The 20,288-nt window shown below is 71.4% G+C and carries 22 protein-coding genes and 1 riboswitch; of the genes, 11 read left to right on the top strand and 11 right to left on the bottom strand.

The window, feature by feature from the left end:
* Positions 1-649: 649 nt before the first annotated feature.
* Positions 650-940 (bottom strand): hypothetical protein, encoded by a 291-nt coding sequence (locus tag ABD901_RS38005; RefSeq protein ID WP_345134773.1) that lies wholly within the window; start codon positions 938-940, stop codon positions 650-652.
* 137 nt (positions 941-1,077) lie between these two features.
* Here ABD901_RS38005 and ABD901_RS38000 point away from each other — a divergent pair, with 137 nt between their 5' ends.
* From ABD901_RS38000 to ABD901_RS37985, 4 genes are all read left to right on the top strand, one after another.
* Complete coding sequence (locus tag ABD901_RS38000) at positions 1,078-1,947, top strand: AraC family transcriptional regulator (RefSeq protein ID WP_345134771.1); 870 nt, start codon at positions 1,078-1,080, stop codon at positions 1,945-1,947.
* Positions 1,948-2,084: 137 nt separating this feature from the next.
* Positions 2,085-2,528 (top strand): hypothetical protein, encoded by a 444-nt coding sequence (locus tag ABD901_RS37995; protein ID WP_345134769.1) that lies wholly within the window; start codon positions 2,085-2,087, stop codon positions 2,526-2,528.
* A 148-nt stretch (positions 2,529-2,676) separates the two neighbouring features.
* Entirely contained in the window at positions 2,677-3,447 is a 771-nt protein-coding gene (locus ABD901_RS37990; protein ID WP_345134767.1) for a hypothetical protein, read from the top strand.
* The gene (locus tag ABD901_RS37985) at positions 3,438-3,836 is read left to right on the top strand and encodes a nitroreductase family deazaflavin-dependent oxidoreductase (RefSeq protein WP_345134765.1); all 399 of its coding nucleotides are present in this window, start codon (positions 3,438-3,440) and stop codon (positions 3,834-3,836) included. The genes ABD901_RS37990 and ABD901_RS37985 overlap by 10 nt, the downstream gene beginning before the upstream one ends.
* Here ABD901_RS37985 and ABD901_RS37980 read toward each other — a convergent pair.
* Genes ABD901_RS37980 through ABD901_RS37970 form a run of 3 tightly spaced genes read right to left on the bottom strand, consistent with a single transcriptional unit; the run spans position 3,825 to position 6,312 of the window.
* Positions 3,825-4,586, bottom strand: a complete 762-nt coding sequence (locus ABD901_RS37980) for an ABC transporter permease (protein ID WP_345134764.1) — start codon at positions 4,584-4,586, stop codon at positions 3,825-3,827. The genes ABD901_RS37985 and ABD901_RS37980 overlap by 12 nt on opposite strands.
* Positions 4,583-5,389 carry an ABC transporter permease gene (locus tag ABD901_RS37975; RefSeq protein ID WP_345134763.1) on the bottom strand — a complete coding sequence of 269 codons (807 nt, stop codon included), beginning with the start codon at positions 5,387-5,389 and terminating at the stop codon, positions 4,583-4,585. Before ABD901_RS37975 ends, ABD901_RS37980 begins: the two co-directional genes overlap by 4 nt.
* Positions 5,386-6,312, bottom strand: coding sequence for an ABC transporter ATP-binding protein (locus ABD901_RS37970; protein ID WP_345134762.1), 927 nt, complete (start codon positions 6,310-6,312; stop codon positions 5,386-5,388). Before ABD901_RS37970 ends, ABD901_RS37975 begins: the two co-directional genes overlap by 4 nt.
* A gap of 190 nt (positions 6,313-6,502) precedes the next feature.
* On the opposite strand from ABD901_RS37970, the gene ABD901_RS37965 reads away from it, so the two are divergent.
* From ABD901_RS37965 to bluB, 4 genes are all read left to right on the top strand, one after another.
* Positions 6,503-7,351, top strand: a complete 849-nt coding sequence (locus ABD901_RS37965; protein ID WP_345134760.1) for an alpha/beta hydrolase — start codon at positions 6,503-6,505, stop codon at positions 7,349-7,351.
* Between the two features lie 97 nt (positions 7,352-7,448).
* On the top strand, positions 7,449-8,645 hold the full coding sequence (locus tag ABD901_RS37960; protein WP_345134758.1) for an SPFH domain-containing protein: 1,197 nt from the start codon (positions 7,449-7,451) through the stop codon (positions 8,643-8,645).
* Positions 8,646-8,652: 7 nt separating this feature from the next.
* Positions 8,653-9,720: a TFIIB-type zinc ribbon-containing protein gene (locus ABD901_RS37955; protein ID WP_345134756.1), complete on the top strand. Its 1,068-nt coding sequence runs from the start codon at positions 8,653-8,655 to the stop codon at positions 9,718-9,720.
* An 816-nt stretch (positions 9,721-10,536) separates the two neighbouring features.
* Positions 10,537-10,735, top strand: a riboswitch (cobalamin riboswitch).
* A gap of 35 nt (positions 10,736-10,770) precedes the next feature.
* Entirely contained in the window at positions 10,771-11,406 is a 636-nt protein-coding gene (bluB, locus tag ABD901_RS37950) for a 5,6-dimethylbenzimidazole synthase (RefSeq protein WP_345134754.1), read from the top strand.
* Between the two features lie 249 nt (positions 11,407-11,655).
* Here bluB and ABD901_RS37945 read toward each other — a convergent pair whose 3' ends face one another.
* Entirely contained in the window at positions 11,656-12,444 is a 789-nt protein-coding gene (locus ABD901_RS37945; protein WP_345134752.1) for an alpha/beta fold hydrolase, read from the bottom strand.
* A gap of 56 nt (positions 12,445-12,500) precedes the next feature.
* On the opposite strand from ABD901_RS37945, the gene ABD901_RS37940 reads away from it, so the two are divergent.
* A complete protein-coding gene (locus ABD901_RS37940) occupies positions 12,501-12,935 on the top strand; it encodes a MarR family transcriptional regulator (protein ID WP_345134750.1) in 435 nt (144 codons plus the stop codon).
* A gap of 3 nt (positions 12,936-12,938) precedes the next feature.
* On the opposite strand, the gene ABD901_RS37935 is transcribed toward ABD901_RS37940, so the two are convergent.
* The 4 genes from ABD901_RS37935 to ABD901_RS37920 all read right to left on the bottom strand — a co-directional run bounded on the left by ABD901_RS37935 (position 12,939) and on the right by ABD901_RS37920 (position 17,500).
* Positions 12,939-14,837, bottom strand: a complete 1,899-nt coding sequence (locus ABD901_RS37935; protein ID WP_345134748.1) for a DNA recombination protein RecN — start codon at positions 14,835-14,837, stop codon at positions 12,939-12,941.
* Complete coding sequence (locus ABD901_RS37930; protein ID WP_345134746.1) at positions 14,834-15,322, bottom strand: hypothetical protein; 489 nt, start codon at positions 15,320-15,322, stop codon at positions 14,834-14,836. Before ABD901_RS37930 ends, ABD901_RS37935 begins: the two co-directional genes overlap by 4 nt.
* Entirely contained in the window at positions 15,319-16,293 is a 975-nt protein-coding gene (locus ABD901_RS37925) for a hypothetical protein (protein ID WP_345134744.1), read from the bottom strand. The genes ABD901_RS37930 and ABD901_RS37925 overlap by 4 nt, the downstream gene beginning before the upstream one ends.
* A 106-nt stretch (positions 16,294-16,399) precedes the next feature.
* Positions 16,400-17,500, bottom strand: coding sequence for an endonuclease/exonuclease/phosphatase family protein (locus ABD901_RS37920; RefSeq protein WP_345134742.1), 1,101 nt, complete (start codon positions 17,498-17,500; stop codon positions 16,400-16,402).
* Positions 17,501-17,552: 52 nt separating this feature from the next.
* Between ABD901_RS37920 and ABD901_RS37915 the strand changes: the two genes are divergently transcribed.
* Positions 17,553-18,176, top strand: a complete 624-nt coding sequence (locus ABD901_RS37915) for a CPBP family intramembrane glutamic endopeptidase (protein ID WP_345134740.1) — start codon at positions 17,553-17,555, stop codon at positions 18,174-18,176.
* 9 nt (positions 18,177-18,185) lie between these two features.
* Here the strand turns inward: ABD901_RS37915 and ABD901_RS37910 are convergent, their stop codons facing one another.
* Both ABD901_RS37910 and ABD901_RS37905 read right to left on the bottom strand, forming a co-directional pair.
* Positions 18,186-18,917: a glucose 1-dehydrogenase gene (locus ABD901_RS37910; RefSeq protein WP_345134738.1), complete on the bottom strand. Its 732-nt coding sequence runs from the start codon at positions 18,915-18,917 to the stop codon at positions 18,186-18,188.
* Positions 18,918-18,924: 7 nt separating this feature from the next.
* Entirely contained in the window at positions 18,925-19,620 is a 696-nt protein-coding gene (locus ABD901_RS37905) for an SDR family oxidoreductase (protein WP_345134736.1), read from the bottom strand.
* Positions 19,621-19,721: 101 nt separating this feature from the next.
* Here ABD901_RS37905 and ABD901_RS37900 point away from each other — a divergent pair, with 101 nt between their 5' ends.
* On the top strand, positions 19,722-20,279 hold the full coding sequence (locus tag ABD901_RS37900; protein ID WP_345134734.1) for a TetR/AcrR family transcriptional regulator: 558 nt from the start codon (positions 19,722-19,724) through the stop codon (positions 20,277-20,279).
* Positions 20,280-20,288: the final 9 nt, after the last annotated feature.

Genomic DNA, 20,288 nt, shown 5'->3' with positions numbered 1-20,288 from the left:
CCAGCGTGACCTGATCAGGACGCACCACCACCGACGTCATGACCCGCGATCCAAACCGCCATCGCTGTCAATGTCACCCCACCACGCCGAACAACCACCAAGATCAAACTAGGCTACGTGGCATTGCGCCTGGGGGCTGGCCAGACGGCACGCCGAGAAGCTGCGCCGCCTGCATGCCGCCGCCCTGGCCGACGATCGCCCGGCAGGCTCAGCGCCCGAAACGGTGCCGTGCCCGCCGCCACCAGCCATCGCTGCTGAACAGGCCGAACCGCTCGCGAGCGACACCAGCCCGAGCGAATCCGGTCCGGGTGAGGGCGATGTCGCGCCACAGCAGACGCAGGGCTCCGATCGACCCGGCCGCGTGGCGCCGCGCGGACCTGCCGGCCGCGGGAATGCGCGGCCGACGAAAATTGGCAGATGTTCTCCAAAAATGGCGCGCGCAACGTCGAGCGGCCATTATTCGAACGGTCCGCCGGCGTCAATTCGCCACGCGTTTCGATTACGGCGCTGGTCCGAGTCGTGGTGACGTGCGGTCGTGGTTTCCGGTCGCCAGGCAAGCCGCGGACGATGAGATGGCGGCTTGCCTGGCGGCCGGAAACTGTGACCGCGGTCCGGAACAGGCCGGACCGCGGTCGCAGCGGTGACTAGCTCAGTGCTTGCTCAAGGCGTACACGCCGATGATCACGGCGATGACCGCCAGTGCGGCGAGGATGGCCATGGCGATCTTCAGGGCGCTGTACGGGCGCTCGCCCGCGACCTCGCCGGTGATGCCGTTGACCTGGATGTTGTACGTCTTGCCGGCGTAGAGGTAGCACGCGATCCACACCGGCAGCAGCATGAGCTTGAACGTGACGTCGTTGTACTGGGTGTGCATGCGGTCGATGCGCTGCTCGTCGCCGCCGATGTCGTCGCGGCAGTCGCGCTCGATCACCGGGACCATTGCGGCAAGATGCACGCCCACCAGCGGCTTGCGTGCGTGAGCGCCGCGACGGTCCAGGCACATGATCGGATCGGGCCACAGCGGTCGGGCGCGGGCGGGGTGCGTTCGGCCAGGGTTGACGGTGAAAGGAGGGCCTCGTGATCTCGGCACTCAACCGGCTCGTCGACCTTGTCGAGGAGCACCTCACCGAGGAGCTCGACGTCAACGGACTGGCCAGGGCGCTCGGCACGACCGAGTACCACCTGCGCCGGATGTTCTCGTCGCTGGCCGGCATGCCGCTGTCGGAGTACGTGCGCCGACGTCGCATGACCGTCGCGGCCGCCGCCGTCGTGCGGGGTGAGGACGACCTGCTGAGCATCGCCGTCCGGCACGGATACGGCTCAACCGAGGCGTTCGGACGTGCGTTCCGCGCGGTCCACGGCGCCAGTCCCGGTGACGTACGCCGCGACGGAGGCCCTCTTCGCACACAACCACAGGTCAGGTTCCGCCTGACCGTCGAAGGGAGCATCCCCATGGACACCCGCATCGTCGACCGCCCCGCGTTCCGGCTCGTCGGACACGCGGCCCGGGTTCCGCTGATCCACCGCGGCATCAACCCGCACATCCAGCACCTCATCGCCGCACTGCCGCAGGAGGAGCATGCCCGGCTGAAGACCCTCAGCAATACCGAGCCGGCGGGCCTGCTGCAAGTCAGCGACGACCTCGACCCCGACGCCACCGAGGGCAGCGCACTCACCTACCTGCACGGGGCCGCCGTCTCTCGGGACACGCCGGCCCCCGACGACCTGCACGCCATCGAGGTACCGGCCGGCAGGTGGGCGATCTTCCGCACCGCCGGACCTTTCCCGCAGACTCTGCAGGAGACCTGGGCCGCGACCGCGACGGAGTGGTTCCCCTCCAACCCGTGGCGTCTGCGGCCAGGCCCGTCGATCGTTTCGGTCCTGGAGCGCGCGGACGACTTCAGCACCGCGACCTGCGAGCTGTGGCTGCCCGTCGAACCGACGTGACCGACCCCGCGGAAATCTAAACAACATCGATGATCCGGCCCGGCCGCCTTCCCGTTACCGGGGCTGAAGCCGGGCCGGTACCGCAGCGTGAACAGGAATGATCACCACTTTCGCGCCAACTCTCTCGACAGACTTCCATGGTCAGCTTCCTCGCCGCAGCCGCCCTCACCGCGAGAATCCGGATCACCGAAACACACGTGGCCGACGCCGCCGCCCGGCACGAACGCCTGATACATCCACTGCGCCGCGCCGCCGGCCAGGTCGGTGCCGGCTTCCGGTTCCTCGCCGGCATTCCGGCGCTGCGCCGCGTGACGTTCGCCAGCGCCATCGCCGCCTTCGCCGTCGGCGCCGGCGACGCAACCAGCTATGCCGTCATCAGCCAGGGTCTGCACCGTGCTCCGCAGTTCATCGGCGTCACCCAGGTAGCCCACGGCATCGGCGCCATCGCGGGCGGCCTGTCCGGCCTCCTGATCGCGGCCGCAGTTCTGGTCCGCACGCACATCCCGGCCGAACTACCCGAAGCGGCGCTGACCGCGTCCACGTCGACCAGCATCCCGCGGACGGCCCGGCCCTCCCGGTGACTTGCCGCCGATCCCCCTGTCCCGGCGTGCCGAGCGGTGGTGCGCAGGCGGCGCAGCGGGGCAGTTCGCGGCGTTCCGCAGTGGTTTGCCCGCCGGCGGCCGGGTGCGCTCGGAAGGCTGGGGCCCTCGACGATTAGCGTCCGGGGGCATGGCGACGCCCGAGCTCGACCGGATCGTCGAGGCGCTGCGGCCGGACGAGGTCGCGCTGCGCGACTGGGTGCGGCCCAGGCTCGACGCCGGGACCCTGCGGGAGATGGCGGCGCTCGACTACGGCATGCAGATCGACGAACACCTGCGTGGGATCGAGGGCCTGCTCAACACGCGGCGGCTGCCGGCGGAGATCGAGTGGAACCCGCGCGAGGTGCTCGAGCTGGCGCGCTACTCGGGGCCGGCCGCCGCGCGGTTGTTCGCCTGCATGGTGCTGGTGCGCGCTGACGGGACGGTCATGCCGGCCGAGACGCTCGCCGGGCTGGTCGATGCGGTGCTCGAGCTCGGCGACGAGGCGATCGAGCCCGCCGTGCGGTATCTCGCGTGGTGCCGGCGGGACGAGCCCGGGGTGTGGCGCGGCGCGCCCGAGGCGTTGCCGTTCCTGACGTTGGGGCTGCTCCTGGTGTACGTCATGAGGCCCGCAACCGCCGGCCAGGCCGTCGTCGACGGGCTGGCTCGCGCGTTCCTCGATGAGGTCACGGCGACGGTGCAGGCGTGGGAGGAGCCGGGGAAGGCGCTGCGCAGGACCGCCGGCGGGCCGGGGGTGGCGGGCCTGGCGGGGGCTGGTCGAGCGGTGCCTCGCCGATGTGCGCCCGCATTCCTCCGGCGGCGCCGTGACCGACGCGGCCGTGACAAATGTCAGTGGTGTTCGTGGATGCTTCGCTCGGGCGGGCGCGCCCGGGCGGGGACAGAATGCTGTGCATGGGGATGATGAAGAACCTGATGATCCGGGTGCACAAGCGTAGCGGGGACCGCTTCCAGGGGATGGACCTGCTCTATCTCACGACCGTCGGGGCGAAGAGCGGGCAGGAGCGGGTGTCGCCGCTGGCCCGGTTCGACGACGGGGACGGTGCCTGGCTCGTGGTGGCGTCCAACGCCGGCGCGCGTCGCAATCCCAGCTGGTACCACAACCTGCGCGCCCACCCCGACCGGGTGTGGATCGAGGTGGGCGGGCGGCGCGTCCACGCGCGCGTCGAGCAGCTCGAAGGCGAGCGTCGCAGCGCGGCCCTCGAGCGGATCGTGGCCGCGCAGCCGCGCTACGGGGCGTACCAGCGCAAGACCAGCCGGGCGCTGCCGGTGATCCGGCTGTCAGGCGAGTAGGGCGCGGCGCATCCTCGGCAGGGCGATCGCCAGGCCGAGCGCGCCGAGCGCCACCAGGTACGCGGCGGACGGCAGCAGCGCGGGCGAGACGTGGCCGAGCGCCGGCTCGCGCAGCAGCTGGATGGCGTGGTACAGCGGCAGGCACTCGACGAACAGCTGCACCGGGCGCGGGTAGACGGTGACCGGGAAGAACGTCGTGGCGAACAGGAACATCGGCAGCATGACCAGCTGGATGAGCTGGAAGTCGTGGGTGCTGCGCAGGAACGTGGCCACGGCGAGGCCGACGGCGGCGAACGCGAACCCGATGAGCGCGGCGCCGGGGACGGCCAGCAGCACCCACGGCGAGCGGGCGTAGCCGAGCACGGCCACGATGGCGAGGAACCCGCTGCTGGCGACCGCGCCGCGCAGCAGCGCCCAGGCGGTCTCGCCGAACGCGATGTCGCGCACGGTCAGCGGGGTGGTGACCATCGTGTCGTAGGTGCGCTCGAAGCGCAGCTTGAAGAAGGTGCCGAACGAGGTCTCGTTCATCGCGCCGTTCATCGCCGCCGTGGCGAGGAGCGCGGGCGCGACGAACTGGGCGTAGGTGACGTCGGGGTCGTCGAGGCCGGGCACGTGGCCGACGAGGGCGCCGACGCCGACGCCGATCGACAGCAGGTACAGCAGCGGCTCGAGGACCTCGGCGGCGATCATCGCCCAGGTGTACCGCGAGATCATGAGGTTGCGTTCGACGAGGAGCAGGGCGCGGGTCATGCGAACAACCGCCGTCGGTAGGTGCGGCGGGCCAGCAGCAGGCCCAGGACGGTGAGCGCGGCGAGGTATGCCGTGTGGCCCAGCAGTGCGGGCCGGCTTGCGTCGCCGAGGAACAGGCCGCGGCACAGCTCGGTGCCGTGCCACAGCGGGGTGCCGTAGATGAGGTAGCGCAGCGCGACCGGCACCTGGTCGGCGGGGAAGAACACGCCGGAGAACACATACATCGGCATGATCACGAACCGGAAGAGGCGCATCATCGGCGCGCCGGTCTCCAGGGTGGCGACCCACGCGGCCATCGGCGCGGCGAACGCCAGCCCGGTCAGCAGCGCGGCCGGGGTCAGCCACAGCAGCCCGGCGGTGCGCAGGCTCGGGAAGCACAGCAGCGCGGCGACGAAGCACGCCGCCGAGGAGACGATCCGGAACGCCATGAACAGCATGTGCCCGGCGAGGACATCGTCGGGGCCGAGCGGTCCGGCGGTGGCGCTGCGGTAGCTGCCGCCGGGGCTCACCGCCATGAACACGGGCCGGCCCGCCTCGGTGATGGCGGTCTGCATGGTGGCGGCGGCGAGCAGGCCGGGGGCGACGAAGGCCAGGAACGCGGCGCCGTGCAGGGCGCCGGGCGCGGCGTTGTCGTCGACGAGGCGGCCGAGGCCGGCGCCCATGGCCAGCAGGAACAGCAGCGGGTTGAGGACACTGATGACGATCGTGGCCCGCCAGTTGCGGCGGTAGTGCAGCATCCAGTAGTCGAACTCGCGCAGGGCGAGCGGTTTCAGGGCGAGCGGTTTCAGGGTCAGGGCGCTCATTCGACCAGCGACCTTCCGGTGAGGCGCAGGAAGACGTCCTCGAGGGTGGCCCGGCGCACGAGGGCGGTGATCGGCTCGGCGCCGTCGGCGTTGGCCTTGGCGAGGGCCGCCTCGCCGTCCTCGGTGTAGAGCAGCACCCGGTCGGGCAGCACCTCGACGCGCTCGACGAGCGTGCTGGGCCGGGGCGGCGGCGCGCCGGGCGGGAGGCGCAGCTCGAGGACCTCGCGGGTCACGTACCGCTCGATGAGCTCGCGCGGCGAGCCCTCCGCGGCGATGGTGCCCTTGTCCATGACGACGAGCCGGTCGCACAGCTGCTCGGCCTCGTCCATGTAGTGCGTGGTGAGGATGAGGGTCACGCCGTCCTGCTTGAGCCGGAACAGCCGGTCCCACAGCACGTGCCGGGCCTGCGGGTCCAGCCCCGTCGTCGGCTCGTCGAGCAGGAGGATCTCGGGGTCGTTCACGAGCGACCGGGCGATCGTGAGGCGCCGCCGCATCCCGCCGGACAGCGCGGCCACCTTCGCGCCGGCCTTGTCGTTCAACTGCGCAAAGTCCAGCAGTTGTACGGCCTTGTCGCGGGCCTGACGGCGGGAGAGCCCGAAGTAGCGGCCGTAGATGACCAGGTTCTCCTGCACCGAGAGCTCGTTGTCCAGGGCGTCGTCCTGCGGTACCACACCGATGCGGGCCCGCACGCTCGAGCCGTCGCGGACCGGGTCGAGCCCGAGGACGCGCAGCCGCCCGCCGCTGGGCGGCGAGACGCAGGCGATCATTCGCATGGTGGTCGACTTGCCGGCGCCGTTGGGCCCGAGAAACCCGAACGCCTCGCCGCGGCTGATCCGGAAGTCGACCCCGTCGACGGCCCGCACCCCGCCGGCCCGGTGCACCTTGGCAAGCCCTTCGGCCTCGACCAGCACGTCCGCTGCCATACCGCCTCCCCCGTTTTCCGATGAACGGCGGCAAAACTAACACGATCTATTGCAAGTTTCAGATTATTTTCGGGAAGGCTTCGCGCGTCCACACAGAGCGCAGCCAGCGATGTCGACGATGACCATGCACCAGGCGCGGCGGTCGTGGGTCGTGGATCTTCGGCCACCTTGCGCGCGGTATATGTACTCGATGACGATCTTCGCCGACGAGGCCATCGAACGGTTCGTGCTCGACTCGCGGCAGGCGGGGCCGGCGCCGGGCGTGGACGAGCTGCGGCAGGGCTCGCGCGACCGGGCGCACCTGCGGCCCAAGGGGCCGGACATGCCCGCGCACGACACGGTGGTCGCCGGGGTTGCCGTCCGCGTCTTCGACCAGCAGTCCACAAGCCGCATCGTGTACCTCCACGGCGGCGGCTTCGTGCTCGGCGATCTCGACACGCACGACGCGCTGTGCCGGCGCCTCGCCGCCGCGACGGGGACGACCGTGGTGTCGGTGGCGTACCGGCTCGCGCCGGAGCACCCCTACCCGGCGGCGATCGACGACGCCGTCGCCGTGCTCGACTGGGCGGGCGCGCTCGGGCCGGTCGCGGTCGGCGGGGACTCGGCGGGCGCGTTCGTGGGCCTGCTGGCCTCCCGGCGTACCGCGGCGTCGCTCACCGCGCAGCTGCTGCTCTGTCCGCTGGTCGACATCACGTTCGACCAGCCGAGCGCAGAGGAGCTCGGCACCGGGTTCACGCTCGACATGCCGACGCAGCGGCAGTGGGTGTCGTGGTGGGCGGGCGAGGCTTCCGCGGTACCGAATCCGCTGCTTTTTGATCTTGAGGGGATGCCGCCGGCGCTGGTGGTGGCGGCTCAGCTCGATCCGCTGCGCGACGGGGCCGAGCGCTACGCGAAGCGGCTCGAGGCGGCCGGGGTGCCGGTCGTGTTCCGCGTCGAGCCGGGGCTCGTGCACAACTTCTCGACCATGACGCACCTGTCGCCGGCAGCGGCCGCGGCAGATGCCCGGTTCCTGACTGACGCGGCCGCGATCTTACGCTGAAATACACAGCAGCGTCTTCCCGACAACACTTGCCTGGCTCCCAGAAACTGTTGCTAGGGTCTGCGACGCTCGATGATCTGGACGCAAGGGGGACGACGTGGGACTGTGGGACAAGGTCAAGGGCGAGTTCATCGATATCATCGAGTGGCTCGACGATAGCCGGGACACGATCGTCTGGCGGTTCCCGCGCTACCAGAACGAAATCAAGATGGGCGCCAAGCTCGTCGTGCGCGAGTCGCAGGTCGCCGTGTTCGTCAACGAGGGCCAGGTCGCCGACGTCTTCGTGCCCGGCACCTACACCCTGCAGACGCAGAACATGCCGATCCTGTCCACGCTGAAGGGCTGGAAGTACGGGTTCGACTCGCCGTGGAAGGCCGAGGTGTACTACGTCAACACCCGGCAGTTCACCGACTTCAAGTGGGGCACCCAGAACCCGGTCATGATGCGTGACGCGGAGTTCGGGATGGTCCGCATCCGGGCGTTCGGCGCCTACTCGCTGCGCGTGGTGCACCCCGAGAACCTGCTCAAGCAGCTCGTCGGCACCGACCCGCAGTTCCGCACCGAAGAGGTGTCGGAGTTCCTGCGCCAGCTCATTGTCGGCCACCTCGGCCCCGCCCTGGCCGCCGCGCAGGTGCCGGTGCTGGACCTCGTCGGCCAGCAGCTCATGATCGGCCAGAAGCTCGCCGGGGTGCTGAGCCAGGAGCTGGCCGAGTACGGCATCCAGATCCCCAAGTTCATCATCGAGAACATCTCGCTGCCGCCCGAGGTCGAAGAGGCCATCGACAAGCGCACCTCGATGGGGGCGCTGGGCAACCTGGACCAGTACACGAAGTTCCAGGCCGCCAACGCCATGGAGGCGGCGGCGAACAACCAGGGCGGCGCGGGCGAGGGCTTCGGCTTGGGCCTGGGCATGGCGGCCGCGCAGCAGGTGGCCAACACGCTCAACCGCCCGCAGCAGCAGCCCTACCCGCCGCAGCAGCAGTACCCGCCGCAGGGGGCGCCGCAGTACGCCCCGCAGGCAGCACCGCAGTACGCCCCGCAGGCCGCGGCGCCGCCGCAGCCGGCCGGTCCGCCGCCGCTGCCGCAGCAGGACCAGTGGTTCGCCGCGATCAACGGCGCGCAGGCCGGCCCGTTCGACGCCGCCGGCCTCGGCGCGGCCGTGCAGGCCGGTCAGATCAACCGCGACACGCTCGTGTGGAAGAACGGCATGGCCAACTGGACGGCCGCCGGTCAGCTGCCCGAGCTCGGCGGCATCTTCGCCGCTGTCCCCCCGCCGCTCCCCCCGATGGGCTGATTGATCCATGTCACAAAGTCAGTACCCCTGCGCCGGCTGCGGCGCCAACGTCGAGTTCGCGCCCGGCGCCAACGCGCTCAAGTGCCCGTACTGTGGCCACACGACCGTCCTGGAGACCACCGGCGCCCGCGTCCGCGAACACGACTACCTCACGTTCACCAGCCTGCCCCGCAAGCCGATCGCGATGCTCGCCAAGCACGTGTTCGTGTGCCGCAACTGCGGCGCGCAGACCGAGACCGACCAGATCTCCGACCGGTGCCGGTTCTGCAACGCCCCCGTCGTGGCCGAGCTCAGCCCGCAGGACCTCGTCGTGCCCGAGGCGGTGCTGCCGTTCGTCCTCGACAAGCGCGCGCTGCGTGAGTCGCTGGGCACGTGGGCGAAGTCGCGCTGGTTCGCGCCGTCGGGCCTGAAGAAGGTCACCGAGGCCGAGACGGCCAAGAGCATGTACCTGCCACACTGGACGTACGACACCAGCACGGTGACCGACTACGAGGGCCAGCGCGGCGAGCACTACTGGGTCACCGAGACCTACACCGAGAACGGTGAGACGAAGACCCGCGAGGTGCAGAAGACTCGCTGGTACTACGCAAACGGCACCGTCGCCCGGGCGTTCGACGACGTGCTGGTGACCGGCACGACGAAGGTCTCGCAGAAGCACCTCGACTCGCTGGATCCGTGGCCGCTGCCCAACGCGCAGCCGTACCGTCCCGAGTTCCTGGCCGGCCACGAGACGCTGCGCTACGACGTCGAGCCGGAGTCGGGCCTGGAGAACGCGAAGCAGAAAATGGTCCCGGTGATCGAGCGCGACTGCCGCGACGACATCGGCGGCGACGAGCAGCGCGTCGACCGCATGCACACCCAGTACAACGACGTCACGTTCAAGCTCATGCTGCTGCCGGTGTGGATCGCGTGCTACCTCTACGCCGGCAAGACGTACAACATCCAGGTCAACGGCATCACCGGCGAGGTCGCGGGCGAGCGCCCGTACAGCGCCCTGAAGATCGCCATGGCCATCCTCGCCGCACTGGCGGTCATCGCCGTGATCATCGGCGTGTACGCCTTGAGCAAGCACTGAGCTAGTCACCGCTGCGACCGCGGTCCGGCCTGTTCCGGACCGCGGTCATCGTTTCGGGCCGCGCACCTTGAGACGGACTCCAACCCGGCCGCTGACGCCCTGGACCACCGACTGATGACCCGCGTGGACCCAGCGGCGGCAGACGGCCTGAACCCGCGCTCGTGCCACGACGACCCTACAGCGGGCATTCCCGCGGCCGGAGGGTCCGCGCGGCGCCGCGCGGGCGGGTCGATCGGAGCCCTGCGCCCGCTGTGGCTCGACATCGCCCTCGTCCGGACCGGACTCGCCCGGGCTGGCGTCGGTCGCGAGCGGCTCGGCCTGCTCAGCAGCGATGGCCGGCGGCGGGGATGGCACCGGTTCGGGCGCTGAGCCTGCCGGGCGATCGTCGGCGGGGCCGGCCGCCGGGGCCGCGGCGTGCAGGCGGCGCAGCTTCTCGGCGTGCCGTCTGGCCAGCCCCCAAGCGCGCTGCCGCGCATGCTCCCGCCGGAAATCCTCTCCCGCCGGAGAATGAGGCATTCCCGTTAACGGGTGGGTTTGCGCTTTGTGATCCCGGTTTCGACGCAGGATGTGCTGGTAGTGCAGCGATTGCAGGCTCGCGACGTGCTGACCTGGATGCTGCACGGCACCTTGGTGCAGCGCGGTAAGGATCTGCCGGTCACACGTTGCACAGTGAGTGGATCATGGCTGTGGATATGGCTGAGTTGCTGGCCGGTCACCGGCCCTGACGCGGTCGCACCGCCGCCGCTACGGGGAGGATGCGGGCGGTGACCGATGCCTGATACGGCGGTGGGGTCGGCGACCCGGTAGGGTGCGTCGTGGCACGAACTGTTGCGAGGTGCCCCGCTCCGGCGGGGAGAATCGGGAAGCCGGTGTGAGTCCGGCACGGGCCCGCCGCGGTGACCAGGGAGCTGCCGCCCATGCGCGTCATGCGCAGCCACTGGCCATCAGGCTGGGAAGGCGGGTGGTGAGGCGTCGATCTGGAAGTCCGAAGACCGGCCTCGCGTCCCCAGCCCTGGCCTGCCGGGGCGTGAGCGCAGCGGGAGCCTGCCCATGATCAGCGAGCTTTACGACGTTATCCACCGGCGCCGCGATGTACGCGGCCAATTCACCGGCGCCCCGATCACGGCCGAGGTCCTCGACCGTGTACTCGCCGCAGCCCACGCCGCGCCAAGCGTGGGGATGTCCCAGCCGTGGGACTTCATTGTGGTGCGCGACTGGGCGGTCCGGGAGGCGTTCCACCGTCATGTCCGTCACGAGCGGGAAGTATTTGCCGCCACGCTCGATACTGAAGCCGCTGAACGGTTCGCCAACATCAAGATTGACGGTGTGCTGGAGTCCACGTTGTCGATCGTGGTGACCTATGACGCCGATCGCGGCGCTCCCGCCGTGTTGGGCCGGCACGCCATCGCTGAGACTGGTCTGTACTCGGTGTGCCTGGCCATCCAGAACCTGTGGTTGGCGGCCACCGCCGAACAGCTCGGCGTCGGCTGGGTGTCGTTCTACCGTGAGGCGTTCCTGCGACAGCTGCTGGACATTCCGGACGGTATCCGCCCGGTCGCCTGGCTCTGCGTTGGGCCGGTCACCCACCTGGAAGCCGTACCGGACCTCGAACAGCACGGCTGGCGTCGACGCCGACCCCTGCACGCCGCTGTGCACACCGATCGTTGGGGTTCAGCCCAGGGTTGACGACCCCACGCCGACCCAGGAATCCCCGGGTGCTGGCGCAGGCGGTGCTCCGCCGACCCCAGCGAGTTCGGACACGTAGGTCCAGCGCTTCTCTGTCGTGCGAATCGGGGCCCGTGGGCGAGGACCGAAGGATGTTCGCAGGTGGGCACCCGGCAGCGGCCCCGAACAGCTATGGATCATTTCAAATGGCGCATCCAGCGTGGGGAGCCGGAGAAGGTGGAGCCGGCGCGGCCCGCCGGCGGGTGACGGCTACTCGGCGAGCAGTTCGCGCAGGCGGGCCGCGAACGCCTTCGGGCGGAACACGTGCGCCGAGTGCCCGCCCTCGAACTCGGCGGCCTCGCGGCCCAGCAGGCGCGCCAGCGCGAGGGCCGGCGCGGCGTGCGGGCTGTCGCGGGTGCTCGCGCCGACCGCGGGGATGACCGTCGGCGGGGCGCCGGCGAGCAGCGGCTCCAGGTACAGGCGGAAGCGGCGCGCGGCGGGGGCGTCGTGGGTCAGGAAGAACGTCAGGTTCGCTTCCCGGGCCGGGGCCGGGGTGGGGCGCGGCAGCTCCGCGTCGGGCTCGCGGTCGTTCGGGTCCAGCGCGGTCAGGGCCAGGAACTGGCGCATCGCGGCCTGGATGCCCTCGGCCCGGAACGCGTCCTCGACCGCCCGTTGCCGGGCCACGAACGGCGCCGGGTCGTCGAGGACCTGGGTCAGCGGCGGCTCGTGTGCGACCAGGGTGTGCACCAGGCCCGGGTACCGCGCCGCCAGGTCCAGGCCGATGAGGGCGCCGATGCTCAGCCCGACCACGTCGACGGGCGCCTTGGCGTGCGTGGCCAGCATCAGCGCCAGGTCGTCGGTGTGCGACTCGATGGTGACAGCCTCGTCGTCCTCGCCGGCCGGGCTGCGCGACAGCCCGCGCCGGTCGTAGGTGAGCACGGTGTAGCCGCCGCCGGCCACGAGCTCGCGGACCAGGGCGGCGCTGCCGTCCGCGTCGCCGTCGCCGGGCTGGATGATCACGAGCGTGCGCTCGCCGTCGCCTTGCTTCGAAACGTACATGCGGCGAGCGTAAACCATCATTTCTGATGCATCAAGTCTGCTGTATTGTGGGCGGCGTGAACGGCCTCGAACTGCTCGTCCTCGGGCGCACCCTCGTGCGCCTCGCCGGCGTGGCGATGCCGGCGCTCGGGTCCGAAGAGCTGCCGGCCAGCGTCCGCTCGGTGCTCATCGACGTGTCGGCGCACCCGGGCAGCTCCGTCGGCGAGATCGCCGCCCGGACCGGCTTCCCGCAGAGCCACGTCTCGGCGTCGGTCGCCCGCCTGCAGGAGCGCGGCGCCGTCGTCACCGGGCCCGACCCGCGCGACCGGCGGCGCACCCTCGTGCGGCCCGCGCCGGACGCCCGCGGCGGGTTCCTGGTCATCGGCGCCGAGCCCGCCGACGAGGCGCTGCTGGGCGCCATCGACGACCCGCGGGCGCTGCCCGAGGTCCGCGCGGCCCTGCGTACCCTCTACCGGCACCTGGTGCCCGCCGCACACGAGGCACGGCCGTAGTGCTCAGACGTCGTCGTCGATGAGGCCGTAGGGCGGCTGGTCGGCGCGGCGCGAGTAGCGCACGATCACATCGTCGGCGGCGGTCGGGGGAGGGGCGTTGTCGGCGACGACGACCTGCGCGCCGACGCCGCGGCCGGCCAGCCAGTCCTCGATGTGGCGGTAGATGCGCTCGATCGTCTGGCCGTCCTCGAGGTCGCCGAGCGCGCCGAGGTTCTTCTGCGGGCTGTCCAGCAGCAGGAACCCCGGGTGGGAGGAGCGGGACTCCCACGCGGTCTCGAACATCGCCAGCTGCCAGGCCAGGGCGATGAGGGTGCGCCCGCCCGAGGACGCCGTGGTGTAGGGCTCCCCCCGCACGTACGGCGTGAGGTCCTCCGCGAGGTAGGCGTCGGCGAGCTTCGGATACCGGAACTCGGCAAGGATGGCACGGTAGCGCTCCGCGACGCGGCGCACGACGGCCGAACGGTCGGCGCGGCGGGCCTGGGCGCCGGCCGCGGCCAGCTCCTCCCGGTCGGCGGCGGCCTGGTCCATCATCTGCAGGATGCCGGCGGCGCGCCGCTCCAGGCTCTGGACGAGCCGGAGGCCGCCGACGGCCCGCTGGAGGGTGGCGGCGGCCTCCTCGCGGCGCCGGGCGATGGCGTCGCGCTCGGCCAGTAACGGCGTGACGGCGTGCGCGGTGGCGGCGTCGACGTCGGCGGCGGCCCGGGACTCGGCCTCCTGGGCGCGGGAGGCGACGGAGCGCAGCCGCGGGATCTCCCGGTCGAGCTCCTCGACGTAGCGGGTCAGCTCGGCGAGGCGGGTCTTGGCCGAGCGCAGCTCGCCGGAGACGTCGACCGGCGCGACCGGGAACCGGCAGGCGGGGCAGCGCTCGTCGGTGGCGCCCAGCGGGGTCTGGCAGGAGGCGCACACGTTCGCGGCGGTCTCGAAGAGCCGCTCGGCCTCGGCGAGCATCGTCCATTTGCTGACGTCGTCGGCGTAGCTGCCGCGCAGCGCCGTCATGCGCGACAGCTGCGTCTCGCGGTCGCGCAGCTCGTTCGCGGCGTGCAGCGCGGCGCGGGCCGCGTCGCGGTGCCGCTCGCGCAGCTCGGCGGCGAAGCCGGTGCCGGCCCGGGCGCGGGCGTCGAGGTCGGCGAGGGACTGCGCGCAGGCGGCCAGCTCCTCCTTGGCGCCGTTCTGCAGGGCCTCCAGGTCGGCGCGGCCGCCGATGTGCTGCTCGTCGACGAGCTGCTCGGCGGTCCGGTAGGCGGCGCGGGCCGCGGCGAGGTCCGACTCGACGGTGCGGATGCGCCGGCCGATCTCCACCGTGTGGTCGTCGTGGACGTCGAAGACGACGTCGACGACCTGGCGCAGTTTCAGGTGCTTCATCGGCACGCTCTCGAACAGCAGGTCCTTGCCGTCGAGGCGCTCGTTGGGCAGGAAGCACAGCCACATCAGGTCGCGGAAGCTCAGCGGGTCGTCGACGTCGTGCGACAGCCGCACCCCCTGCAGCTTGCAGTGCGACAGCAGCAGGCTCGACAGGCTCTCCGGGTGCCCGGCGGGCCGCAGCGGCCGGCGCACGCGCGGCGCGGAGCCGGGCTCGTCCAGGCGCCCGGCGCGCACGTAGGCGAACATCGACGGCTCGCCGACGGCGCGCTCGATGAGGTACGGGGAGCCGGACAGCTCCACTTCGAGGGTCGCCGACTTGACCTTGGGCGTGATCTCGGGGTGGCGCGGGTGGTCGAAGGCGCCGAGGCAGTAGTCGACGAACTCGAGGATGGTCGTCTTGCCGGTGCTGAACGCCCCGGCCAGGATCGACAGCGGCCGGGGGGTGTCGTCCTGGGCGCGGAAGTCGACGTCGTAGGCGCGGTCGTCGCCGTGCAGGCGCAGTCGTCTTATCCGGATGCCGTGGGTCCGCAAACCGATCATGGCACGTCCTTGACTGGCACGGGGAGGAGCCACGTTCGCAAGCCCTCTCGAAGCTTACGACCGCTGAGGCGCCTGAGTCGCCGTATGACGATGCGTACCGCTGTGATGTATGACTGAGCATACATTGCCGTGAATCGGCTGGCCATGGTCGCTCCCTCATCGGTGAGGCGATACGTCACCCGGCCGCCGGCCGCGACCGCGACAAGGCCCCGCCCGACCAGCGCACCCAGATCCCGGCCCAGGTGCAGCTGCGCGGTCACGAACCGCTGCGCCGGGCTCTCGTAGGCCGTGCCCCGCTCGTCGAACCCGGCCAAGCGCAGCGCCAGCCGGTCCGGGTCGTCGTCGCCGCGGGCCAGCAGCAGCGGATGCCCGGCGAGGAACTCGTAGACGCCGAGCCGCTCGGCGTCCAGGCCGTCCCCGCCGGCCGCCTGCAGCACCAGCAGCAGCCGCGCCTGCCGGAACGCGGTCAGGTCCTCGGGGGTCATATGAGCTCCCGCCAGTGCCGCACCCAGCCCGCCCGGCGCTGCTCGACGACGCGGTGCATGAGCCCGCAGCGGTGCACCGGCCCGGCCCGCAGCCCCGCCGGAAAGGCCGTGGACTCGCGGATGTCGTGCATGACGGAGGCGTGCAGCCCCGGCAGGCGCGGGTCGCGGGGGTGCCTGGCGGCGTGGTGGTTGAACCCGGCCTCCCAGATCCCATGGACCACGCCGTCGGCCTCGTCGAGCGCCTCCACCTCGGCCGGGACGCGCTTGTCGAGGATCTCCCGCGCGAGCAGGTCGGCGTTGAAGAACTCCCGCTTCGCCGCGCCGACCTCCACGTGCCCGGCCGCGCGCAGCTGGCGCACGAACAGCGCGTGCTCGAGGGCGTCGGCGCCCTCCGGAGCAAGATCATGCAGTGGTACCCGAGGTGCCTGCACCACGCCGACCGGCGCCGCGTAGGGGTCGTAGAAGTGCCGGCGCACGTGCGCGCAGTCCGGCTTCACCAGCAGGTTGCGCAGCGCGTTCTCGTGCCACAGCTCGATCTGCACGCCGGTCTCGCGCTGCCGCCGCGCCCGCCAGTTGTCCCACCACTGCGCGGTCGGCGCGTCCATGCTCGCCGGCACGCACAGCACCCACTGCGCGAGCCGGTAGCCGTTGCGGGCCGCGGCGGCGACCGCCGAGTCGAACGACTCCCGGATCTGGCCCTGGTGCGAGCGCGTGACGATCGGCCAGAAGTACTTCGACTGCCAGATCACGACGAGGCCGGACAGCTCGCCGAGCAGGATGTCGATGCCCCAGTCGCCGGGGTTTGCGCTGATCGCGCGGGCGCCGGGGTAGATCGCCGCGAGCAGCATCGCCAGCATCTGCTCGAAGTCGTCGCGCGCACCGGCAAGGTTGCCGGCCCGCAACTGGTGCGCGGCGAAGTTGATCGGGGGCTCACCGGAGGCAAGGCTGGTGGAAGCCGCAGTCGCCGTCATCTCCCCTCGCCCTCTGACCCCCGCCTGTTGCGATCTTCTAGGCCCAAGGTTTTCACGCGGGGCAATGTAACCGCTACTGTGAGCACAAATTTCACCGAAAGTGTGATCACAGTTTGTCGAGATTGACGTCCGCGTAGATGGCGGCGTGATCCGAGCCGGCGTGTACCGACCGCGTCATCGTGTCGTAGATGGGCCACAGCACGCCGTTGCGCCCGCCCCACACGCCCTTGCGCGCAATGCCGCCGCCGGTCGCCGCCGCGAACAGCGCGGGGGACAGCAGCACGTAGTCGAGCTTGTTGCGCGCCGTGCAGTACCCGTACGTCCCCGGCCGGCCGCCGTCGTCGAAGCCCGGGTGCGTGGACACGTCGCGCAGGTCGGTGCCGCGCAGCAGCGGCGCGAGCGGCTCGCTCTCCGGCGTGTCGTTGAGGTCGCCGAGCACCACCACGAACGGCGAGCGCTGCGCCCGGTAGATCGCCGCGACCCGCTCCGCCTGGCGCCGCCGGGTCGCGTCCGAGGCGACCTTGCCGCCGTATCCCTTGCTCTTGAGGTGGTTGACCAGCACCACCAGGCGCTCGTCGCGGCCGGGCAGCACGAAGTGGTACTCCGGGCAGTCGCGGCTGAACACCCGGCCCCGCTCGTCCTCGTCGTCGACGTGGGTGCGCTGCCCGGCCAGCGGGAAGTCCTCAGTGGACATGACACCGACGTCGATGCCCCGCTCGTCGTTGCCGTCCATGACCATGATGTGGCGGTACAACCCCCGCAGCCCGCCCTCGGTGAACCGCTTGAGCGCGTGGCGGCTCTCGGCCTCCACGACGCCGAGCACGTCCGCGCGCACGTCCAGGATCACCCGCGCCGTGTTCACCAGCGCCAGCTCGTCGCAGCGGTCCGTGGTCAGCTCCACCCAGCCGATCCAGTCCGCCCGCCCGCCGGCGACCACCTCGACCCGCCCGTCGCGGGCCCGGCGCAGCAGCCGGCCGCGGTTCTGCCGCAGCCGCGCGAACTTCGCCAGGTCCCCATTGCGCAGGCCCAGCCGCGTCAGCTCACGCAGGATCTCCCGCTTGACCTCGTCGGTGTAGACGGGCTCCTCGAGCAGCTCACCGGCCCGGGCGAACGCCTCCAGCACCGGCCGCCCGGCCGCCCACGTGCGCTGGTCCAGCGCCTTGGCCCGGTTGAACAGGTTCTCGACGTTGTAGCTCGCGATGCGCATCGTCCACGAGACTATGGTCAGATCGTCACCTGTGGGTGACATGGTCCCCCGGATGATCGCCGAGTTCATGCTCGTGTTCGTCGCGCTTCCCGTGGCGTTCGCCTTCGTCCACGTCCCGGGCGGCCCGATCCCGGTCCTGCTGCTGCTGACGATCGCCGTGGTGTTCTACGTGCGGCGCGCCCGCGACTTCGACCGCGCCGACCTGTGGCGGGCCTCGGCGCTGCGCCCCGCCCTGCCGTCGATCCTGCGCCTGTGGGCGATCGCCGCGATCGCCGCCGTCGCCGCCGTGTTCGTCTTCGACCGCGAGCACCTGTTCGACCTGCCCCGGCACAACCCCGCCCTGTGGGTGCTGATCGTGATCGCGTACCCGGTCGTCTCCGTCTACCCGCAGGAGCTGCTGTTCCGCGCCTTCCTGCTGCACCGCTACGCCCGGCTGTTCCGCGGCGAGCGCACGGCGGCCGCGGCGAGTGCCGTCTCCTTCGGCCTGGCCCACCTGCTCTTCGGCAACCCCGTGGCGGTGATCCTGACCCTGCTGGGCGGCTGGCTGTTCGCCCGCCGCTACCAGCAGACCCGCTCACTGCTCACCGTCTGCGTCGAGCACGCCGCGTACGGCCTGCTCATCTTCACCGTCGGCCTGGGCCGCTACTTCTACCACGGCACCAACTTCGCCTCGTGAGGCGAGGGCTCACAGGCCGCCCGCGACCCGCAGCGTCGTGCCGGTCGTGTACGAGGCGGCGGGGCTGAGCAGCCACGCGATCGCCTCCGCGATCTCCTCCGGGGTGCCCAGGCGCCCGACCGGGATGCGGGACACCACGTTGGCGGCGCGGTCCGGGTCGCCGGTCTGCGCGTGGATCTCCGTGTCGACGAACCCGGGCGCCACGCCGTTGACCCGGATGCCGTCCGCGGCCAGCTCCTTGGCCAGGCCCAGGGTCAGCGCGTCGACGGCGGCCTTGCTCGCCGCGTAGTGGATGTAGTTGCCCGGGCTGCCCAGCGTCGCCGCGGACGAGGACACGTTGACGATCGCGCCGCCGGCGCCCATCACCCGCGCCGCCTGCCGGGCGCACAGGAACGCCCCGATGACGTTGACGTCCATCACCCGGCGCAGGTCGTCGGTCTTGAGGTCCGCCAGCCGGGTCAGCTCGGACGCGATGCCGGCGTTGTTGACGAGGCCGGTGACCGGCCCGAGGCGCTGCGCGGCCGTGTCGAACAGCGCCACGACCTCGTGCTCGTCCGACGTGTCGGCCCGCACCGCGATCGCCGTGCCGCCGTCCGCGGTCACCGCGTGGACGACGGTGCGGGCCGCGTCCTCGTCGCTGCGGTACCCGACCACGACCCGATGCCCGTCCCGCGCGAGCCGAAGACAGGCCGCCGCCCCGATGCCCCGGCTGCCGCCGGTCACGATCGTGATGTTCTCCATCCGGGCATTACACCAGCTGCGGGTACAGCGCCGCGGGGTCTGCGGACAGGCCGCGCTTGACGTTGCGGCTGACGTCGTCGGCGAGCACCTCGAACGCGCCCGCCTCGACCCCGTCGAACGCCTGCCGCGCAACGTCCCGCGCGGCCACCTTCGGCCCGGTGACGTTCGCGGCCATTTCCGTGTCGACGTAGCCCACGTGCAGCCCCGTCACCCCGGTGCCCTGCGGCGCGAGCTCGAGCCGGAACCCGTTGGTCGCCTGCCACAGCGCGGCCTTGTTCGCGCTGTACGAGGTGCCCTGGCTGATCCACGACAGCACCGAGTGCACGTTGAGCAGGTGCCCGCCGCCGTTGCGCCCCAGCACCGGCGCGAACGCGCGGGTGACCAGCACCGGCCCGTAGAAGTTCGTCTCGAACTCGCGGCGGATGTCGTCGAGGTCCCCGTCGAGCATGCTCGAGTGGGTCGTGATCCCCGCGTTGTTCACCACGAGGGTGACGTCGGGCGCCGCGGCGGCGGCCTGGCGTACCGAATCCGGATCCGTGACGTCGAGGGCGAGCGGCGTGGCGCCGGGCGTGTCGACCGACCGCGGGTCGCGGGCCGCCGCGTAGACCTTGCGCGCCCCGCGGGCCAGCGCCTCCTCCACGAACGCCTTCCCGAGCCCCCGGTTGCCGCCGGTCACCAGGACGACCGCGTTTTCGAGCTCCATGGTGGTTCTCCCTCCCTGCGGGAAACCGATCGGTTTCCACTCGCGTCTTCAAGGTAAACCGATCGGTTTCCGTTTGTCGAGATCCGAGCTAACCTGCTGGTGTGACCTCGATCGCCCCGCCCCGCGAACGCCTGCTCCGTGCCGCCGCCGAGCTCTTCTACGCCGAGGGCGCCCCCTCCGTGGGCGTCGAGCGGCTGTGCCAGACCGCCGGCGTGTCGAAGCGCTCGATGTACCAGCTCTTCGCCACGAAGGACGACGTGATCGCGGAGGCCCTCCGCACACACGGCCCGGTCACGGTCGCCGGCTACTTCCCGGACGCCGAGGCCGACATGTCTGCGCGGGACCGAATCCTGCACGTGTTCGCCCGGTTGGAGGAGCAGTCGTCCACGGCGTCCTTCCACGGCTGCCCGTTCGTGAACACCGCGATCGAGCTGCACGACCCGTCCCACCCGGCGAGCGGGGTCGCGCTGGGTTTCAAGCAGCAGCTCGAGTCGTACTTCCTGCAGCACGCCGAGGACCTGGGCGCACCCGACCCGGCCTTCCTCGCCGCGCAGCTGACGATGCTCTTCGACGGCGCCGCCGTCCGCGCGGTGATGCGCGCCACCCCGCTCAACGGCCTGGCCCTGCGCGCCGCAACCCAGCTGCTGGCAGTCGCGTAGGGTGACCGG

Source organism: Dactylosporangium darangshiense (genome assembly GCF_039537565.1).
Classification (GTDB): Bacteria; Actinomycetota; Actinomycetes; order Mycobacteriales; family Micromonosporaceae; genus Dactylosporangium; species Dactylosporangium darangshiense.
This window is presented reverse-complemented; position numbering and strand designations above follow the sequence as displayed.

What these genes read in the sequence shown, in the direction of transcription:
- ABD901_RS37980 (WP_345134764.1), bottom strand. Translation starts at nt 4,586, where the DNA reads ATGACCCGCGCCCTGCTCCTCGTCGAACGCAACCTCATGATCTCGCGG.
- ABD901_RS37915 (WP_345134740.1), top strand. Translation starts at nt 17,553, where the DNA reads ATGATCGCCGAGTTCATGCTCGTGTTCGTCGCGCTTCCCGTGGCGTTC.
- ABD901_RS37970 (WP_345134762.1), bottom strand. Translation starts at nt 6,312, where the DNA reads ATGGCAGCGGACGTGCTGGTCGAGGCCGAAGGGCTTGCCAAGGTGCAC.
- ABD901_RS37925 (WP_345134744.1), bottom strand. Translation starts at nt 16,293, where the DNA reads ATGACGGCGACTGCGGCTTCCACCAGCCTTGCCTCCGGTGAGCCCCCG.
- ABD901_RS37955 (WP_345134756.1), top strand. Translation starts at nt 8,653, where the DNA reads ATGTCACAAAGTCAGTACCCCTGCGCCGGCTGCGGCGCCAACGTCGAG.
- ABD901_RS37995 (WP_345134769.1), top strand. Translation starts at nt 2,085, where the DNA reads ATGGTCAGCTTCCTCGCCGCAGCCGCCCTCACCGCGAGAATCCGGATC.
- ABD901_RS37920 (WP_345134742.1), bottom strand. Translation starts at nt 17,500, where the DNA reads ATGCGCATCGCGAGCTACAACGTCGAGAACCTGTTCAACCGGGCCAAG.
- ABD901_RS37990 (WP_345134767.1), top strand. Translation starts at nt 2,677, where the DNA reads ATGGCGACGCCCGAGCTCGACCGGATCGTCGAGGCGCTGCGGCCGGAC.
- ABD901_RS37910 (WP_345134738.1), bottom strand. Translation starts at nt 18,917, where the DNA reads ATGGAGAACATCACGATCGTGACCGGCGGCAGCCGGGGCATCGGGGCG.
- ABD901_RS37930 (WP_345134746.1), bottom strand. Translation starts at nt 15,322, where the DNA reads ATGACCCCCGAGGACCTGACCGCGTTCCGGCAGGCGCGGCTGCTGCTG.
- ABD901_RS37935 (WP_345134748.1), bottom strand. Translation starts at nt 14,837, where the DNA reads ATGATCGGTTTGCGGACCCACGGCATCCGGATAAGACGACTGCGCCTG.
- ABD901_RS37975 (WP_345134763.1), bottom strand. Translation starts at nt 5,389, where the DNA reads ATGAGCGCCCTGACCCTGAAACCGCTCGCCCTGAAACCGCTCGCCCTG.
- bluB (WP_345134754.1), top strand. Translation starts at nt 10,771, where the DNA reads ATGATCAGCGAGCTTTACGACGTTATCCACCGGCGCCGCGATGTACGC.
- ABD901_RS37965 (WP_345134760.1), top strand. Translation starts at nt 6,503, where the DNA reads ATGACGATCTTCGCCGACGAGGCCATCGAACGGTTCGTGCTCGACTCG.
- ABD901_RS37905 (WP_345134736.1), bottom strand. Translation starts at nt 19,620, where the DNA reads ATGGAGCTCGAAAACGCGGTCGTCCTGGTGACCGGCGGCAACCGGGGG.
- ABD901_RS37985 (WP_345134765.1), top strand. Translation starts at nt 3,438, where the DNA reads ATGGGGATGATGAAGAACCTGATGATCCGGGTGCACAAGCGTAGCGGG.
- ABD901_RS37945 (WP_345134752.1), bottom strand. Translation starts at nt 12,444, where the DNA reads ATGTACGTTTCGAAGCAAGGCGACGGCGAGCGCACGCTCGTGATCATC.
- ABD901_RS38005 (WP_345134773.1), bottom strand. Translation starts at nt 940, where the DNA reads ATGGTCCCGGTGATCGAGCGCGACTGCCGCGACGACATCGGCGGCGAC.